This window comes from Exiguobacterium sp. GL_137, assembly GCF_057834585.1.
In genome coordinates, this window is record NZ_CM174406.1 from 2662082 (window position 1) to 2680371 (window position 18290).

Genomic DNA, 18290 nt, shown 5'->3' on the forward strand with positions numbered 1-18290 from the left:
AAAGCAGATGCTTTACCTTCGAATTAATGGTCGTGCGCTGCCTTATGCCCGATGTAAACCATCGTTAAGATAAGGAAGATATACGCTTGGATTGCTCCGATGAAGAGTGAGAATCCTTGCCAGATCAACATTGGGATCGCTGACAGGATGACACCGACTGGTCCGAGGAATTGGAAATCGTTCGTTCCAGAGATGATACCGATCGAGAGAATGATACCAATCATGATCTCACCCGCGAAGATGTTACCGTAAAGACGAAGACCAAGTGTCAACGTGTTTGCGAATTCTTCGATGATGGTAATAATAAACATCGGCGTCATAAACGTTTTCGCATACGAGCCGAAGCCGCGCATTTTCACACCGTAATAATGGCTCATGACCACTACCATAGATGAAAGTGCAAGTGTCACATACGGATCTGCAGTTGGTGAGTTGAACCAAATGTAGTGACCCGTCACAACGTTAAAGGGAAGACCCATTAAGTTGGACACGATGATGAACAGGAACAGTGTCATTCCGAAAGTTAGGAAGCGACCCCCTGTTTTCCAGTCCATCGTGCTGCTGATGATTCCGCGAACGAACTCGAGGAACATCTCCATCACGTTTTGAGCACCGGTCGGCTTCATCACAAGACGTCGCGTACCGGCCACGGCAATCAGGAAAACGAGAGCAGCTGCAATCAGCACTGTGATCAAGTTTGTCCAGCTACCGTACAGAACGAAGTCGCCCCAGAGTGGGATTTCGTAAAGTGGCATTTCGTGGTTCATTTGATTATTCACCTCTTTTCCCGCTTAAGTTCGTGAGTAAAATACTCACAAAATTGTATGACGTGGCCGGCGAGAAGGCCTATTACCACCGCAGTTAATGACAATTCGGCTTCATACTTCAAGCCGATCATCACACAGAGTACCGCGACCGCCATGCGTGATACGGTCCCTCGAGACATCGGCTTGCGCCCACGCTCGATTACACGATACATTCGATCGACGCTTAATCGTTGCAGCGTCAAGATCATGAAGCTACCTGCCCCACCCAGCGCCAGTCCATAAATCACCGGATCACTCGGATAACCGACAAGTAACAGAACGGCAAGGATTCCATAGTAGAGTCCAAACCATCGTAAGTACGCACGATACAACGCATCTTGAAGGATGATATTCATGTCTTGTCTCCTAACAAGTGCCTGATCATTGCGATCATGCAGAGAATTCCGATGAAAATCCCGATGAACACTGCAAACGTCGCGCCCATCTTTTGCCACCAGTCCTGCTGTTCCCCATAGTTCCCAACAAGAAAGCCGATGACGATCGGTGCGGCTAGTGCCGTCGAAATTTGCGAGGCCATGACCATACTCGTCGCGAGCCCTTTTTGGCGCACTAGAGACGACCCCCTTTTCCCAGTTGTGAGTTCTTTTTCTTTCCCACAATTTGCGGATTTTCATACTAGTCAAGAATACAATGAGAACCATTTCATAGTCAAATGAATTCACAATTAAAATGGACCGTCGAAACCATTGTATATCAACAATTGATAAGGTTTTCACAGAGGTCTCCCCCGGCACTCTTTTCACGAAGATGTGAAGAAAATATGTAGTACTATCAACGTTTATCGAGATGGTTCACTAGGTGAACAAAACCATTGAACAGTAACGTTATATCGTCTTTCGTAATGAGAAACAAGTCGTCTAAATTTGATTTGTGTCGATTTTGTGAAAAAACATTTTTTCTTCACAATTGTAAACGCTTCCGTTTCGGAACACGAAAACCCCTCTGACATCTGTTTGTAACAAAGCCCGCAGACGATTTCCAATTCGTTTCGTGTGTGCCTTGTCACAGCTTAAAAATTCACGGATGATTTGCTGCTTTCAAGGTCATGGTGCAACTGTTTTTTTACAAAAATCATATATTTAGTTCTTCCATTTGAGTGGAGCCACTGCTCGTTTACTCGTTGATTGTGATTTGAAAATGATTGTCTACATATGGTAAAAAGAAGTGACATGAACAAATCAAAAGGATGTGAAGAGAATGGAAACCGAACGCTTTCGAGTTCAGTGCGGGGACTGCTTCGGATTGTGTTGTACGGCACTCGCTTTTTCCGCCTCAAGCGATTTTGGTCACAACAAACCGGAAGCGACACCATGCCGGAATTTAGATGCTGATTACTGTTGCGGGATTCATGACCGTTTGCGCCCGAGCGGGTATAAAGGATGTACCGTTTATGACTGCTTTGGTGCCGGACAACAGATTTCGCAAGTGACATTTTCCGGCGTGTACGATGAGACGACAAAACCGGTCATGTACGCCCTGTATCCGAAGATGGTCCATCTGCAGGAAATGATGTGGTACCTGACAGACGGCATCCGGCCAGCCACCCGCTCGATTCATCATCTGCTAGAAAATAAGCTGGCTGAACTGGATGCAATGACCGGTTCTTCTCCAGACGAGCTTGCGGCACTCGATCTCGATCAGGTACGGGCAACATTGCTACCGCTCCTTGCAAAAATCGAAGGACTGGTTCAAACACCGTTTTCAGGGACGAGCAGACGCCCACTTCCCCGCGACTGGATTGGGAAAAATCTTTCAGGACAGGACTTTTCCGGCATAAGTGTCCGCGGACAGTTTTTGCTCGCGACGAACTTATCGAACAGCAGGTTGCGTGGCGTCAACTTCCTCGGTGCCGACCTGCGTGACTGTCAGTTGGCAGGAGCCGATCTGACCGACGCGCTGTTTTTGACGCAAGCGCAGGTCAATGCGGCGCAAGGCAATACGAAGACACGCCTTCCGGAACGGTTGCTCCGCCCTTCGCACTGGGCGTAAGGGAACAATGGGGTATTAATTATTGTCCAAAAGAAGTGCCGTCTCTTTCCCAAAGATAATGCGTCATTCTATCGTCACAGGTGTTCCGCCCTCTTCCTCATTCGCTTTCCGCAGGCGAGACACAAGCCAGCTTTCCTGCACCTGTGGTCAGGAAACCGGGTCTTGTTTGTCTCTGACAGCGCAAAAAACGCGCTTTTCCCTGCAGGAGTCGCATGAAATGAGGACGTTCACTCGGACTGTTGACACATCGTTCGTACGTCCATCTTTGGAACAGATGATCTGTTGGATTCCATAAAAGGACCGGTGCCTCCGTTTGTGACGGGGACATCGGTCCTTTGCTGTATGTCTAAACTTTCGTCAGTTTTCGACTTTAAACGGCTCAAACTCCGCATCCTGATTAAAATGTTCCAGAATCGCCGCTGCAATCCGTTCGGAAGCATGACCATCTCCGTAAGGATTTGAAGCCTGGGCCATCTTGTTATACGCTGCTTCGTCCTCGAGCAACTCACTCGCGAGACGATAGATTGTTTCTTCATCCGTTCCGGCCAGCTTCAGCGTTCCCGCTTTAACGCCTTCCGGACGTTCGGTCGTATCGCGTAAGACAAGAACCGGCACACCGAGTGACGGAGCTTCTTCCTGGACGCCGCCGGAATCCGTCAAGATAAGGTGCGCCCGGCTCGCAAAGTTATGGAAGTCAAAGACGTCGAGCGGCGGAATCAAGGTGATGCGGTCGTGTCCTCCGAATACGTCACTCGCCGCCTCCTGGACGACAGGATTCAAGTGAACCGGATACACGACATGAATGTCCGGATGGTCGTCGACAAGACGCCGGATCGCCCGGAACATCTGGTGCATCTTCGCACCTAAATTTTCCCGCCGGTGCGCCGTCATCAGGACAAGTCGCTTCGAACCGATCTTTTCTAGAACGGGATGCATATAATCTGTCTGGACCGTCGTTTGCAGGGCATCGATCGCCGTATTCCCGGTCACGAAAACGCCCGCGTGTCTGTTTTCCGACGCCAGATTCACTGCCGCCTGCTCGGTCGGTGCAAAATGCAGATCGGCCAGCGTCGAGGTCAGTTGCCGGTTCACTTCTTCCGGGAACGGTGAGTACTTATTGTATGTACGGAGTCCGGCTTCGACATGTCCCACGGCGATTTGATTGTAGTAGGCAGCGAGACTGCCGACGAACGTCGTCGTCGTGTCGCCATGGACAAGGACGAGATCCGGTTTGACTTCCTTCATGACAGCATCGAGTCCCTCGAGACCGAGTGTCGTGATATCGACCAAGGTCTGCCGCGCTTTCATGATGTTCAAATCGTGATCCGGTGTAATCTCGAACAGCTCCAATACTTGATCGAGCATCTCCCGGTGTTGGGCCGTAATCGTGACATGGACGTCAAACGCAGGATTGTTCTTTAAGACGTTGACGAGCGGTGCCATTTTGATGGCTTCCGGTCGCGTGCCGAAAATCGGCATGACTTTGATGGGCATACAGACTTCCTCCTTCTTGCTTCTGCTCCTATTAAAACATATTCCATGTCACGTGCGCAGTTCACACCTGTGGCAACTCGTACAAAAAAAGGCGCTCCCTTCACAGGAAGCGCCTTTCAGTCTGCTGATTATTTCGTACCAAACAGACGGTCACCCGCATCCCCGAGTCCAGGAACGATGTAACCATGGTCATTCAATTTCTCATCGAGTGCCGCGAGATAAATGTCGACATCCGGATGTTCTTCCTGAATGCGTTTGACGCCTTCAGGTGCCGCACAGAGGCAAGCCAGCTTAATGCTTTGTGCACCCTGTTTTTTCAAAGAGGAGATTGCGTCAGCAGCAGAACCGCCGGTCGCAAGCATTGGATCGACGACAACGAAATCACGTTCTGCGACGTCTGTCGGTAATTTGAGATAGTATTCCGTCGGCTCAAGTGTTTCCGGATCACGGTAAAGACCGATATGTCCTACTTTGACGTTCGGCATCATGCGAAGCATGCCGTCCACCATCCCAAGACCTGCACGAAGAATCGGAACGATTCCCAGTTTCTTACCCTCGATCATTTTTTGCGTCGTTTTCGTGACCGGTGTCTCGATTTCAACGTCAGTAAGTGGAAGATCACGCGTGAGTTCATATGCCATCAATGAAGCCACTTCGTCGACAAGCTCCCGGAATTGTTTCGTTCCTGTTTCGACTTTACGCATGATCGTCATCTTGTGCTGAATCAATGGGTGATCAAATACATGTACTTTACTCATTGTTTTGCATCTCCTCTCCATTCTCTTTTCGCATTGTACTCCAAAAAGCGACTGCTTGGGAACTGTTTTCTTCGAATCAATCTCCCAGCGTACTCTTCCCTTGAAGGATTGCCTTCGCAGCATATGACCATTCGTTGTCCGGTTGTTTCGCTAACTCCTGTAATGTCGTTTTGTAATTACCAATTTTATTTTTTTGTTCGTAAACAGCCTGCATCCATAAGACATCACTCATGTAACCGGATTCCGGAAAATCATTCCGGTAGGCCAGGTAGTCACTTTGTTTCGTTTCCTTCAGCTTTCCGGCTGCAATCAATTTGTAGAAACGCGCCATACCGGCTGTCTCTTTATTCGTCAGGACCTTTCCGGTCAACAATTGGTTCGCCGTTTCATACTCTTTGGACTGAACGGAAGAAACTGCCTCCTGAAGAACCTGCTCAGGATCCTTCGTTGACGCCTGCGGCTCCTCTTGTTCCGTTTCTTTCGATTGATCGGCTTTGGTTTTTTTTGTTTCCGTCTTTTTTTCTTCAGATGCCGCCAGCTTCTCATTTTTTTGTTTCAGCTGTTCGACTTCTTTTTCTAAAGACGCAAGCTTTTGTTCAACGTTCGTTTGTTCGGAAATTTTTTTAGACGGAGCTTCCTCGGAAAAATCAACTTGCGTAATGCCGACTGCTAATAGGCCGGCTACGACTAGTCCACCTAACCACAACGGATTGCTCCGAAGATTTTTTTTCCATGACTTCAGTTGCGAATGATTTTGTACAACAGAAGGATATGCCGAAAAACGTTTTCGGGCCAATCGTTTCCCACCGATTTTTCCCGCAATCGCCAATCGGTAACGGTAAATCTCCGCCGGTAACGGAAGAGGTTTCCACTGCATGAACCGTGCATCGGCCTGTTCATAAAAACCGGCTTGTTCCATGATGACAATGGCTTTAAAATCTTCAACCAATCGTTTATAGTCACGTTTTGATAAACTTTTATCTTCCAACCATTTCGTAATGTGTGCCGTATTAATCGTCTCTAGTTCCGACCGTATGAATTTAGATAAGTCCATCGTTTAAATCCACCCTTAAATTATTCGTGTTCAGTTCAGTATATCAAAAATACTGCTCCAACTTTTATTTTTCGTGCGAAAACAAAAGTCAGAGCAGTATCCCGTTTTAATTGATTTCTTGAATCTGTCCATCTTCCATCCGTAAGACACGGTCACAATACGTCAGCATCCGTTCGTCATGGGTGATGACGATGACCGTCTTGCCGTGCTCATGTGCCTGTCGCTGCAACAACTCCATCACCTGTCGGGCATTCGTATAATCAAGACTCGCCGTCGGTTCATCCGCCAGAACGAGACGCGGATCATTGACAAGCGCCCGGGCAATCGCCACCCGTTGCCGTTCTCCGCCGGATAAAGCGTGCGGCAAGTGATGACGTCTCTCACGTAATCCGAACACTTCCAGCTGAGCTGCTGCATCAATCGTTCGTCCGGCTTCTTCCGCAACGAGCTCCAGTTGTTCCGCTGCTGTTAAGAAGGGTACAAGATGGGATTCCTGAAAAATAAAGCCGATTGCCTCAAGGCGCATCCGGCGCCGTCCTTCATCCGACGTATCTCCAAGCGGACTTCCATCAAATTGAATCAGACCGGCGGATGGTGTCTGCAACAGCCCCAGCAATTGGAGTAACGTACTTTTCCCGCTGCCGCTCGGTCCAACAAGCGCAATCAATTCTCCTTCCCGGGCTTCGAACGAGACGTGTTGCAACACCTTCATCGCACCATATGTTTGTTCGACATCTGTCAGCTTAATCATCCTGTCATTCCTCCAATCGCATCAGCCGGTTCCAGTTTTCTCAAAGCACGCAACGGAATCAGACCGCCCAGCAAAGCCATCAGGATAATCAGTCCACCATACAGCAGACTGGTCGTCCATTCAAACCGGAATGGTAAATCGTCCGGCAACAATTGTCCGACCGTCCAAGTCAAAAGCAGACTGACTGAAAACGAGATGACCGTCAGCAGGAAAACCTGTAGGACGAGTCCTTGCCCAATCGTCCGCGTCCGAATCCCGATTGCCTTCAAGATACCAAGTTGTTTCATTTTTTGCATCGTCAAGATGTAAAAGAAAGCCGTCAAAATCAACGAACCGATGATGATGAGTGCGAGCCGCATCATTTGGAACGAGTTTTGTTCCGCCGCGTAACCCGGCACTTGTTCGACGATTTGCTGTTTCGTATACGTCGCAAGCTTTGTTTTAATCGAATCCCGGCTGATGAATGCCGAGACATAACTCGAGTCCATCTTTTTTTGCCAGGCATCCCATGTCGAAATCGTCATCCAGACGACCGGTGCATGGCTGTAGCGTCCGTCGTTGACCGTACCGACGATTTCAAACGTCTGTTTCGTCCGGAAGTCCGTGACCGAATCGCCGACTTTCGTGCCTCTCTGTTCGGAGTACTGTCGATCGACCAGGACTTGACCGTCCTTTAAGTCCGCTGATTGCTGCGGTCCGTAACGCGTATTACTCGGAGAAGCAAACACCGTCACATCTTCTTTTGTCCCATTTTTCTTTTCAAGCACCATGTTTTGCACACCTAATGCTTCCGTCGCCACCGGTTGATCCGTCCGTTCCAAAAAGGATCGTGTCAGCTGCCCTTCCGCATCTTTACTCAAGGCAACCTGCTCGATCGGCAAGTTGCGGACAACCGCTCCATTGTCATAAGCCAGTCCGTCGGCCAGTCCGGAAATCATTAAAATCAACAAGACGATCAACGTCGTCACGATTGCCATCAAGAAGAAGCGTTGTCGCATCCGAATCAATTCACGCCATCCCATCTTCATCTTTCATCCCTCCTGTTTGTACGTTACAGGTTTGATTGTAGAGGTGAAAGATGAACGGAACATGAACGACTCAGTCCTGACTTACAAAAGTCAGCACAATCGTCGTTCCCGCATCCGGAATCGACTCGATTCGAATCTGTCCATCCAATTGATCCATCGTTTCCTTGACGATTGCCAGTCCGAGACCGGTTCCGCTCGTCCCGCGTGACGCATCACCTTGATAAAATCGTTCGAAGGCATGAGCGATTACTTGCTCCGTCATGCCCGGTCCTTGATCTTTGATCTGAACGATGACGGAATCCGCTTGTGTGTCGACTTGAATCGTAATCAAGTCGCCTTCCGCCGAGACATGTAAGGCATTTCGAATCAGATTTTGAAAAATCTGTTCCAGCGCCAATTCGTCTGCACGAATCACCGGATCATCCGATGCATCGAGTGCGACGGCCACTCCACGTTCGTCCAACTGATAACGAAGTGTCTCCAGTGTCGCCTGAATCGACTGGATGAGCTGAATCGGCTGGCGTCTCAGCGGACGCCCCTCGTCAAGCCGTGCCAAGGTCAGTAATTGACGGGTCAATTCGGCCATTCGTGTCGCTTCCTGTCCGATTGTCCTTAATTTCGACCGGTCTTCGGGTCGTGCAGACCGGTCGAGTTGTCCGGCGTATCCTCTGATTGTCGTCAGTGGTGATTGGAATTCATGTGAGACATTGGCGATGAATGCTTTTCGTTCGGCGTCCGACTTGGCAACGGCCTGCGCCATCTCGTCGAACCGTCGCGATAATTCCCCGATTTCATCTTGCCCGGTCGTCGCGACCGAAATCGAGTAATCCCCCGTCGTCATCCGTTCCGTCGCCGTCGTCAATCGTTTGATCGGACGCACCAGGTAACGGATCGAAAAGACGAGCAGCAGGAAGCTGAGCAGGATGAGTAACGCCAGGAACGCACCGACGAACAGATGCAGCTCACGAATCTGCCGGCTTAAGTCCGGACGAATGAACACGGCATCCGTCCCCGTATCCGTTTCTAAGGACGTTCCGTACGTATTGATGACTTCATTATCAAACAATCCAAGCAGGAACAAATGGAACGGGTAGTCCCGCATCCCTTGATAGACCTGTCCTTCTTGCACTGATTGAATGACAGCAGGTGCGATTGTCTCATTACGGAACGGATTCCCGTACCGCTTGACCTGTCCGGATTCCGACACGACATAAAGTTGAAAGCCGGTCGCACTGAGCATCTCGTAAAACGAATCGACACGCCGGTCCCCGTGTCGTTCGTAATAAGCGAACGATGTCTCGACCGCCTCTTCTACCTTCTGACTGTAAGAAGCTTGCCACACGGTGTAATACAAGACATTACTGATCAATAAGGCAATCAATGCGGAGACGAGCAGAACCAGACAGACGAGCCCGACAATTTTCACATACAACGATTTCATGCCGTCGCCTCCAACCGGTATCCGAGACCGCGGACAGTCTGGATTTTGATTGCGTCCGTCTCCTGCAGTCGTTTGCGCAGTCGCTTGATATGGACGTCAACCGTCCGGTCGTCCCCCATGAAGTCGAGTCCCCAGACGTGTTCGATCAATTCTTCCCGGCTGAAGACCCGTCCCGGAAAGTTGGCCAATTGGTGCAACAATTCGAACTCACGGCGGGGAATCGTCAACCGGGTCGTTCCGATCGTCAGCTGCTGGCTCTGTTTATCAATCGTAACCTCACCAAATTGTATGATGGGGACAACGGCTTTTTGATACCGCCGGGCAACGGCATGCAGACGGAAAACCAGTTCTTCCGGATCAAAGGGTTTCGTGATGTAATCATCCGCTCCCGATGAAAAACCGTCACGTTTATCGGTCAGTTCTCCGAGAGCTGTCAGCATCAAAATCGGAATTTCATGACTTTCTCGCAACAAGGTACACAATTCAAAACCGCTTCGTCCCGGCACCATCACGTCAAGCACGGCTGCTTCAAAAAGCTGTTCGCCGATCCAACGGGCTGCTTCGTTCCCGTCCGCCGTCGCGACAATCTGATGGCCGTCCGCTTCAAGTGTCTCCCGGACAAGTCGCTGAATATGCAGATCATCTTCCACGACTAAAATCTTCATCATCCTTCACTTCCTTTCCGATTAGCTGAAGGTCATCAAAAAAAACCACCCCGCACTTCTCATCAATCGAAAAGGTCGAGGTGGTGATTGTACGCTTAAAACTTAACCGCGTTCCGGGTAAAGCGGGAAACGACCTGTCAATGCCAGAACTTGCTTGTGGGCACTTGTCAGTGTTTCTTGATCTTCCGGGTTTTTCAGAACGAGTTCAATCAGCTCTGCGATTTGTTTCATCTCGGCTTCTTTGAATCCACGCGACGTCATCGCTGCCGTCCCGATTCGGATTCCGCTCGTAACGAACGGGCTCGCCGGATCAAACGGAATCGTGTTTTTGTTGACCGTGATGCCGGCTTCGTCCAAAGCATGCTCCGCAAGCTTGCCCGTGATGCCTAGCGGTTGGAGATCAACGAGAAGCAGGTGGTTGTCGGTACCGCCAGAGACGATCCGCAGTCCACGTGCCGTCAACTCTTCGCCGAGGACTTTCGCATTGGCCACGACTTGCTCGATGTACTCCTTGAAGTCAGGTGCTAATGCTTCCGCAAAGGCAACGGCTTTCGCTGCGATGACGTGCATGAGCGGTCCGCCTTGGATTCCCGGGAAAATCGATTTATCGATGGCTTTGGCATGTTCTTCCTTACAAAGAATCATCCCGCCGCGTGGTCCGCGAAGTGTCTTGTGCGTCGTCGTCGTGACGAAATGCGCATGTTCGACCGGATTCGGATGGAGACCTGCCGCGACGAGTCCCGCGATGTGCGCCATGTCGACCATCAAGTAGGCACCGACACTGTCCGCGATTTCACGGAATCGTTTGAAGTCGATGACGCGCGGATAAGCCGATGCTCCCGCGACGATCAGTTTTGGTTTGTGTTCTTCCGCAAGCTTCGCGACGACATCGTAATCGATCATCTCTGTTTCTGGATCGACGCCGTACTCAACGAAGTTGTATTGAACACCGGAGAAATTCACAGGACTACCGTGTGTCAGGTGACCACCATGGGAGAGGTTCATCCCGAGGACCGTGTCGCCCTGATCAAGAATCGTGAAGTAGACCGCCATGTTGGCCTGTGCACCTGAGTGCGGCTGAACATTGACATGTTCTGCTCCAAAGATGGCCTTCGCACGATCACGTGCCAAGTTTTCCGCTAAATCGACGAACTCACAACCGCCGTAATAACGACGACCCGGATAACCTTCTGCGTATTTGTTCGTCAGCACGCTGCCTTGAGCTTCCATGACCGCTTGTGAGACAAAGTTTTCTGACGCAATCAACTCGATATTATCGCGTTGACGCCCTAATTCCTTGCGCATAGCCGAAAAGAGTTCCTCATCTTGCTGTTTCAGATACGTTAGTGGTGTTTGTTCCATCTGAATTCCCCCATTCATTTCGATAGACCTATCTTAACACGAATAATCACTTGCTGGCACCCTCTAAAAATCCATTAAAAAAGCAAGGGGAGTGCAACCCCTTGCGCAAATCATTCGTATTTAGCACGCGCGCCACCAATCAGTTTTGGTCGCGTGACGGCAGCTGTCACATGTGCCTCACCGATTTCGCGGTGCGGCAGACGGACCGGAATCGCCACTTGCTTCAAGTGCATCCCGATGAATGTGTCTCCGATATCGATCCCGGCATCGGCCTGGATCGCTTCGACGACGACCGGTGCCGAAAAACGTTGATAGGCGACACTCGCCATCGAACCGCCTGCTTCCGGAACCGGAACGACCGTCACCGCTTCCAGTCCGAGCCGTTCGACGATCTGCCGCTCCAAAGTCAAAGCACGGTTGATGTGCTCACAGCCTTGAAACGCCAGATCGACTTGATGCGAACGACGGAACGTATCAAAGACATCGAACAACGCTTCTGCGACTTCGGGCGAACCCGCCTTACCGATTTGTTTGCCGATGACTTCGCTTGTCGAACACCCGATGACGAGTAGTTTCCCTTTTAACGGGAATCGTTCATTCAGTTCCGTCAACGACGCTTCGAGATCTTGTTTGATTTGTTCCAGATCCATTTACTTCACCTCATAATCTGAGATTTTGCAGACGCGGTTTTCGTGACGTCCGCCTTCGAACTCCGTCTCAAGCCAGATTTTCGCGATGTCACGCGCAAGACCTGGTCCGATGACACGTTCGCCCATCGTCAAGATATTCGAGTTGTTATGCTGACGTGTCGCTTTGGCGCTGAACGTATCATGGACGAGTGCTGCCCGGATGCCTTTGACTTTGTTCGCAGCGATACCGATTCCGATACCTGTCCCGCAAATTAAAATCCCTCGGTCGAATTCACCGTTCGCGACCGCTTCCGCGACCGGAATCGCGACGTCCGGATAATCGATTGATTCAGACGAATACGTTCCGAAGTCCGTATAATCAATTCCGAGCTCCTGTAAGAGTTCATTCAGTTCCGCTTTTAACTTAAAACCACCATGGTCTGCTCCGATTGCTACTTTCATCGTTAACTATTCCCCCGTTTGTTTAGGTTGTTTTTTCGGAAGCTTCCGGTTGTCCGGTGCTTTTCTTCCGTTTCCGTTCTGCGTCAATTTTAACACAAGACGGTTGACGAGGGGTTCGAGTTCATTTCGGACCTGGCGGTAAACGTTCATCGATCCGCCGTACGGATCATTGATATCCCGTTCAAGGCCGGTCACGTACTCGTACAGCGTAAACGTCCGGTCTTTCAGTTCCGGGTACCGTTCGCCGACTTCCTGTTTATGGCTGCGTGTCATCGTCAAGATGATATCCGACCAACGCCCGAGGACGTCGTCAAATACTTGCGTATAGTGTTCAAGTTCAATGCCGCGCTCACGTAAAACCTGCAATGCGTTTTCAGAAGCATCGAATCCTTGCATCGAACGCAGACCGGCGGAACGGACATCAAATTCTTGATCGGCCACTTTTGACCGTAATAATGCCATTGCCATCGGACTGCGGCATGTGTTTCCTGTACAGATAAACAATACACGACGTGTGCTCATCTCAGTATCCTCCTTCTTTACGGGCGAATGATCCGACCACCTGCTGCCTTGTGGAGCCGATTTCGGACTGCCAGCCCAACCCCTTCTTCTGATAGATCCCGTACAAAAATCTGATCTACTGTCGTCTGATCAAATCGCCGTAAACAATCGTAAAGACGTTGCGCAGCTGTTTCCATCGTCGTTCCGAGGAAACAACGGACATCGGCTTCGATGTCTTCTCCGTCAAAGAGAATGACGCCTGTCTTTTGTCCGGTTTGGCGTGCTTCATCGATGAGTTGCTGCAGGAATGAGAGGTCACCCGCTACAATGGATAACGTTGCTTCCGGTGCATAGTGCGTGTACTTCATGCCTGGTGCCTTCGGTGTCTGGTCTTTCATCGATAAGGCAGGATCAAGTGACACGTCTCCGATGATCGATTCGATCTGTTCCCGCGTCACACCACCCGGCCGTAAAATCACCGGTGGATTCACGGTACAGTCGATGACCGTCGATTCGACACCGATTCCGGTCTCCCCGCCGTCGACGATTGCGGCGATGCGGCCCGAGAGGTCATGTGCGACATGCGCAGATGACGTCGGTGAAGGTTTTCCGGAACGGTTGGCACTTGGTGCTGCCAGACCCAACCCGGTCGCTTCGATTAACTCAAGCGCCAGCGGATGGTCCGGCATCCGTAATCCGATCGTATCCAGTCCTGCGGTGACGAGTGTGGATGCACGTCCGTTTGATTCTAAAATGATCGTCAAGGCACCCGGCCAAAACGTATCCATCAATTGAGTCGCGACATCCGGAATATGAGTGACGAACTGCTTTGCCTGTTCAATGGATGCGACATGGACAATCAACGGATTGTCGGAAGGTCGACCCTTCGCGGCGAAAATTCGCCGAACGGCCGTTTCGCTCGTCGCATCCCCTGCGAGACCATAGACCGTCTCCGTCGGAATCGCGACGACTTCACCTTCTTGTAATAGTCGTACCGCTTCATTTAATGTCTTCTGCTGAATCATTTCCGTCTTCACTCTGGACAATCCTTTCGTTCCGCATACACGATACGGTCTTTACCGTTTATATCTTTTAAAATACCCGTTTCTACAGTTGGATAACGTTTTTTTAACATCATTTGCACTTCATCGCCCTGATTGTGTCCGATTTCGAACGCAATCAAACGAAAATCATCGCGCAGGATCCGATTGCTGTCTTCAATCAGGCGGCGGTAGAACACGAGTCCGTCTTTCCCGCCAAACAACGCGAGGTGGGGCTCATGGTCAAACACGACGTCACTGAGCAATTCATCTTCTTCAATATAAGGGGGATTCGAGACTAACACCCGGACTGACCGGTCAGCAAGCGGTGCCAGCAAATCCCCTTCCAAAAAGGTGACCTCTCCGCCAAGCATCTGTTGATTTTCTTTGGCAACCGCAATCGCCTCCGCCGAAATATCGACCGTCGTGACCGGTTGTTTCAGTTCAAGGGCAAGCGTCAGACAAATCGCTCCGCTGCCGGTTCCGATATCGACGATTTCACCGGGTTTGAATGTTTCTCCTTGCAGGCGTCCCGTCACGAATTCAATCAATTCTTCCGTCTCCGGCCGCGGAATCAAGACAGCGGGTGACACGCGGAAGTCGCGTCCGTAAAACGGTTGGTATCCGATCAAATGCTGGACCGGGACACCATTTAAATGGGCCAGTAAATATTCACTGAACAACAGGTCCTGTTCCGGCTCAAGTTCGTCCGACAAACGGATCAACAATCCGGTCCGGTCGACCTGTAAAACGTGCATAAGTAACCATTCGGCACTCGAGGCCTCGCGTCCTGCCGTCAAGAGCATCGTTTGTGCCTGATTCAGACGTTTTGCGATTCGCATCAGTTCGCCGCCTCCGATGCCCGGGCCTGATACTCCATGACGAGAGTATCGATGACTTCATCCATCTCACCTTGCAGAATCCGGTCAAGTTTTTGAATCGTCAAACCGATCCGGTGATCAGTGACACGGTTTTGGGCAAAGTTATACGTCCGGATCCGCTCTGACCGGTCACCCGTTCCGACCGCTGATTTCCGCTTTTCATCGTACTCGGCCTGCTGCTCGCGTTGAATCTTATCGTAGACACGTGCCCGCAGCACCTTCATCGCTTTTTCTTTATTTTTAATTTGTGACTTTTCATCCTGACAGCTGGCGACGATTCCCGTCGGTACGTGCGTGACCCGGACTGCCGACTGGGTCGTGTTGACCGACTGTCCGCCCGGTCCGCTCGATGTGAACGTATCGACGCGGACATCTTTGTCGTGAATCTCGACTTCGACATCTTCCGCTTCCGGCAAGACGGCAACGGTTGCGGTCGATGTATGAATCCGTCCGCCCGACTCGGTTGACGGGACACGCTGGACTCGGTGGGCGCCGTTCTCATACTTTAGCTTCGAATACGCACCCGTTCCTTTGACGATGAAGATGATTTCCTTGTAGCCGCCAAGCTCCGTATAGCTGGCATCGATGATCTCAATTTTCCAGCTCTGTTTTTCAGCGAACTTCGAATACATTTTAAAGAGATCGCCGGCAAATAACGCCGCTTCATCACCGCCTGCCGCACCGCGGATTTCGACGATGACGTTTTTATCGTCGTTCGGATCTTTCGGCAGGAGCAGAGCTTTCAGCTTCGTCTCAAGTTCCTTGATTTCCGGCTCGAGCACGGCGACTTCCTCTTTCGCGAGATCGCGCATCTCCGGGTCCGTCAACATATGACGCGCCTCCTGGTAGGCTTCCATCTTATCGCGGTAGACGCGGTACACTTCAACGGTCGGTGCCAGTTGGGACTGCTCCTTCGATACCTCACGCAGTTGATTCGTATCTTTAATGATGGCGGGGTCCGCCAACAGGTCATTTAATTTTTCATAACGGTCTTCCAACGCACTTAATCGCTCTAACATTCTCGGTCATCCTTCCTGATGATTCTTCTGTCGTCAGTATAGCAAATATTTAGAGTCGCGTTACGCCGGAGCAACATTTCTTCCTTATTAGCAGCGTTTCCCGTCACTCCTTTTTTTACTCCACTTGACGTCCTGGATGGATTTTCCTATAATTAGTGTACTAATTGAATTAATACACTTAAGGAGGTAATCGAATGTTTACGGTTGACCCTAAAAGTTCGTTGCCGATTTACGAGCAACTTGTCGCCCAAATCATCCGTGCGGTTGCCCGCGGACTTCTCCGGTCCGGTGAACAGATGCCGTCGGTCCGTGAACTGGCGAGCACGTTACTCGTCAATCCGAATACCGTTTCCCGTGCCTATCAGGAACTCGAAAGCCGTAACTTCATCGTCACGATGCGCGGCAAAGGTTCCTTTATTTCCGATTTACCGATCGAACAGGTCAAACAGGCTGCGATTCAACCACATGTGCAGACACTGTGCAGCGTAGCCGATGAATTATCGATATCCAATGCAGATCTTTATCAACTACTTATCCAAACAAGGGAGGATTCCTCATGTTGACCGTGTCTCACCTGACCAAACAGATTGATTCCAAAATGATTTACGAAAACGCCTCGTTCACGTTGCCAGCCGGAACGATTACAGCACTGATCGGACGAAACGGTGCCGGCAAGACGACGTTACTGAAAACACTCGTCGGAGCACTTGAGCCGTCCCGCGGAAAAGTCGAATGGAACCAACAGTCCATCCATCACGTTCCGTCAGCCCGGCAACATCTGTTTTTAGTTCCGGATTCAATCGGCGTCTACCGTCAGATGACACTCGGGGAATTGATCGGCTTTTACAATGCGTTTTATCCGAATTTCGAACGGACTTTTATTGAAAACTATTGCCGGTCGTTGAATCTCGATCGTGGACGCCGTGTCACCTCACTCTCAAAAGGTCAGGCCCAGCTGTTTTTACTGCAGCTTGCTTTCGCAACCAACGCACCGGTCCTGTTACTCGATGAACCGACGGACGGACTCGACCGGATCAATAAACGAAATTACTTAAAACAGCTTGTGACCTTGCTTGCCGAACGTCAAACCGCCGTCCTGATCGCGTCCCATCAGTTAGAGGAACTCGATTCACTGGCCGACCGGATCATGACGATCGAACAACACCTCGTCAAAGAACCGCAAACACTCGAAGATGCGAAATCCAGCATGCAGAAATGGCAACTCGCCTATGAGACGGTCCCGGATTTCCACCATAACGATGTTCACGTCCTGTCACAAACCGGCCGGGTCGTCACGCTGATCGTCCGCTCGGAAGCCGGTGCCGCTTACGTCGACAAGACAAATCCGTTACTGAGAGATGTGTTACCTGTCCAACTCGAAGATTACTTTTTAGGAACGTTCGGAGGCGATCAACATGTATAAACAACTGATCCGTTATCATATCAAGCAGGGCATCTGGCCACTCGCTTCTCTTTTCCTGCTCGCTGTCTTCAGTTACGGCTTCGGCAGTTACACGGTCATCGATAACTTCGGTACATACGGTGGAGCAGAAAACGAAATCATCCAATCCGTCCTCGTCAGTCCGAGTTTTGCCGGATTCGGCGCGATTCTGATGGCGGTCTTCGCGATTTTAATCCTCGGAAAAGAGCGTGGAAGCGGCCGGAGCTTAATGCTTCACGCTTTGCCGGTCAATAAAAAAACGCTCTACTGGATCAAATGGAGTCTTGGTGTCGCCATCCTGCTGATTTTGCCGATCATCGGTTTCTTCGTCAGCTGGCTGATTTTACAAGGAATCGGCGGCATTCATCCGTTTGACTACGTCAGCCTGTCTGACCTGACGCTCGATTTTGTCTCGTATTTTCTATTCGATCTCGTCGTCTTCAGTATCTTTTTACTCGCGGGAACGATTGCCGGCGACGTCATCGGCCAATTATTACTCGGATTGTTCTTCCTGTTTTTAAACTACCTGACCTTTTTTGCGATCGCCGCCATCACGACACTCGGATTTGGTCTCGCCGATGAGGAGGCTTCGTTGTTCGATTTCCTGACGACGACGGCTTCACCGTTCACCTTGTTGTTCGAAGACGAACAGTTGATCAGCGCCCTCGTATTCAACCTGGTCTTGCTGGTACTCTTAATCAGTTGCGGCAGTCTGCTTTATGTCAGAAGCGAAAACGAACGCCTTGGCCGTTTCACGGTTTTCCCGAAGATCCATCCGCTGTTGATCATCGTTTTCTCCGTCTATACGACCATTTTACTGGCTGCTGTCATCGGTGTGATCTCGTCTGAAAATCAATTTCTCTACTGGCTTGCCGTCGCGATTCTCGCCTGGCCTGCTTTTAGTTCGTACCGCCGGATGATTGGGTGGAAACGTTGATTCCGTGCTAC

General features: G+C 50.4%; 21 protein-coding genes. 4 read left to right on the forward strand and 17 right to left on the reverse strand.

The features are described 5' to 3' along the window. Positions 1-23: 23 nt before the first annotated feature. The 3 genes from atpB to AC3IRK_RS13825 are packed head-to-tail and all read right to left on the reverse strand — an operon-like array spanning position 24 to position 1377. The gene (atpB, locus tag AC3IRK_RS13815; RefSeq protein WP_026827347.1) at positions 24-767 is read right to left on the reverse strand and encodes a F0F1 ATP synthase subunit A; all 744 of its coding nucleotides are present in this window, start codon (positions 765-767) and stop codon (positions 24-26) included. Between the two features lie 8 nt (positions 768-775). Further along, on the reverse strand, positions 776-1162 hold the full coding sequence (locus tag AC3IRK_RS13820) for an ATP synthase subunit I (protein ID WP_012371547.1): 387 nt from the start codon (positions 1160-1162) through the stop codon (positions 776-778). After that, entirely contained in the window at positions 1159-1377 is a 219-nt protein-coding gene (locus AC3IRK_RS13825) for an AtpZ/AtpI family protein (RefSeq protein ID WP_012371548.1), read from the reverse strand. The genes AC3IRK_RS13820 and AC3IRK_RS13825 overlap by 4 nt, the downstream gene beginning before the upstream one ends. Before the next feature lie 647 nt (positions 1378-2024). Between AC3IRK_RS13825 and AC3IRK_RS13830 the strand changes: the two genes are divergently transcribed. Beyond that, positions 2025-2816 carry a pentapeptide repeat-containing protein gene (locus tag AC3IRK_RS13830; protein WP_489170109.1) on the forward strand — a complete coding sequence of 264 codons (792 nt, stop codon included), beginning with the start codon at positions 2025-2027 and terminating at the stop codon, positions 2814-2816. A 357-nt stretch (positions 2817-3173) separates the two neighbouring features. Here the strand turns inward: AC3IRK_RS13830 and wecB are convergent, their stop codons facing one another. From wecB to prfA, 14 genes are all read right to left on the reverse strand, one after another. Beyond that, the gene (gene wecB, locus AC3IRK_RS13835; protein WP_489170110.1) at positions 3174-4310 is read right to left on the reverse strand and encodes a non-hydrolyzing UDP-N-acetylglucosamine 2-epimerase; all 1137 of its coding nucleotides are present in this window, start codon (positions 4308-4310) and stop codon (positions 3174-3176) included. 128 nt (positions 4311-4438) lie between these two features. Continuing rightward, complete coding sequence (gene upp / locus AC3IRK_RS13840; protein ID WP_012371551.1) at positions 4439-5068, reverse strand: uracil phosphoribosyltransferase; 630 nt, start codon at positions 5066-5068, stop codon at positions 4439-4441. Between the two features lie 76 nt (positions 5069-5144). After that, positions 5145-6122 carry a hypothetical protein gene (locus tag AC3IRK_RS13845; protein ID WP_489170111.1) on the reverse strand — a complete coding sequence of 326 codons (978 nt, stop codon included), beginning with the start codon at positions 6120-6122 and terminating at the stop codon, positions 5145-5147. 106 nt (positions 6123-6228) lie between these two features. Further along, a complete protein-coding gene (locus tag AC3IRK_RS13850) occupies positions 6229-6873 on the reverse strand; it encodes an ABC transporter ATP-binding protein (protein WP_131502400.1) in 645 nt (214 codons plus the stop codon). Further along, the gene (locus AC3IRK_RS13855; RefSeq protein ID WP_489170112.1) at positions 6870-7901 is read right to left on the reverse strand and encodes an ABC transporter permease; all 1032 of its coding nucleotides are present in this window, start codon (positions 7899-7901) and stop codon (positions 6870-6872) included. Before AC3IRK_RS13855 ends, AC3IRK_RS13850 begins: the two co-directional genes overlap by 4 nt. A gap of 70 nt (positions 7902-7971) precedes the next feature. Beyond that, positions 7972-9342: a sensor histidine kinase gene (locus AC3IRK_RS13860; RefSeq protein ID WP_489170113.1), complete on the reverse strand. Its 1371-nt coding sequence runs from the start codon at positions 9340-9342 to the stop codon at positions 7972-7974. Then, the gene (locus AC3IRK_RS13865) at positions 9339-10010 is read right to left on the reverse strand and encodes a response regulator transcription factor (RefSeq protein ID WP_489170114.1); all 672 of its coding nucleotides are present in this window, start codon (positions 10008-10010) and stop codon (positions 9339-9341) included. Before AC3IRK_RS13865 ends, AC3IRK_RS13860 begins: the two co-directional genes overlap by 4 nt. Before the next feature lie 99 nt (positions 10011-10109). Then, positions 10110-11369, reverse strand: a complete 1260-nt coding sequence (gene glyA / locus AC3IRK_RS13870) for a serine hydroxymethyltransferase (protein WP_131502403.1) — start codon at positions 11367-11369, stop codon at positions 10110-10112. Between the two features lie 110 nt (positions 11370-11479). Beyond that, on the reverse strand, positions 11480-12019 hold the full coding sequence (locus AC3IRK_RS13875; RefSeq protein ID WP_131502404.1) for a TIGR01440 family protein: 540 nt from the start codon (positions 12017-12019) through the stop codon (positions 11480-11482). Then, positions 12020-12460, reverse strand: a complete 441-nt coding sequence (gene rpiB / locus AC3IRK_RS13880) for a ribose 5-phosphate isomerase B (RefSeq protein WP_012371559.1) — start codon at positions 12458-12460, stop codon at positions 12020-12022. 6 nt (positions 12461-12466) lie between these two features. Continuing rightward, on the reverse strand, positions 12467-12982 hold the full coding sequence (locus tag AC3IRK_RS13885) for a low molecular weight protein arginine phosphatase (RefSeq protein ID WP_012371560.1): 516 nt from the start codon (positions 12980-12982) through the stop codon (positions 12467-12469). Between the two features lie 17 nt (positions 12983-12999). Further along, positions 13000-13998 carry an L-threonylcarbamoyladenylate synthase gene (locus tag AC3IRK_RS13890; protein ID WP_489170115.1) on the reverse strand — a complete coding sequence of 333 codons (999 nt, stop codon included), beginning with the start codon at positions 13996-13998 and terminating at the stop codon, positions 13000-13002. Then, positions 13995-14843: a peptide chain release factor N(5)-glutamine methyltransferase gene (prmC, locus tag AC3IRK_RS13895; protein WP_214855894.1), complete on the reverse strand. Its 849-nt coding sequence runs from the start codon at positions 14841-14843 to the stop codon at positions 13995-13997. The genes AC3IRK_RS13890 and prmC overlap by 4 nt, the downstream gene beginning before the upstream one ends. Next, a complete protein-coding gene (gene prfA, locus AC3IRK_RS13900; protein ID WP_131502407.1) occupies positions 14843-15901 on the reverse strand; it encodes a peptide chain release factor 1 in 1059 nt (352 codons plus the stop codon). Before prfA ends, prmC begins: the two co-directional genes overlap by 1 nt. Positions 15902-16095: 194 nt before the next feature. On the opposite strand from prfA, the gene AC3IRK_RS13905 reads away from it, so the two are divergent. From AC3IRK_RS13905 to AC3IRK_RS13915, 3 genes are read left to right on the forward strand one after another with little or no spacing between them, the layout of a single operon-like run. Then, positions 16096-16464, forward strand: coding sequence for a GntR family transcriptional regulator (locus tag AC3IRK_RS13905; RefSeq protein WP_114597321.1), 369 nt, complete (start codon positions 16096-16098; stop codon positions 16462-16464). Then, positions 16458-17324 carry an ABC transporter ATP-binding protein gene (locus tag AC3IRK_RS13910; RefSeq protein WP_131502408.1) on the forward strand — a complete coding sequence of 289 codons (867 nt, stop codon included), beginning with the start codon at positions 16458-16460 and terminating at the stop codon, positions 17322-17324. The genes AC3IRK_RS13905 and AC3IRK_RS13910 overlap by 7 nt, the downstream gene beginning before the upstream one ends. After that, positions 17317-18279 (forward strand): ABC transporter permease subunit, encoded by a 963-nt coding sequence (locus tag AC3IRK_RS13915; RefSeq protein ID WP_489170116.1) that lies wholly within the window; start codon positions 17317-17319, stop codon positions 18277-18279. Before AC3IRK_RS13910 ends, AC3IRK_RS13915 begins: the two co-directional genes overlap by 8 nt. Positions 18280-18290 lie beyond the last annotated feature (11 nt).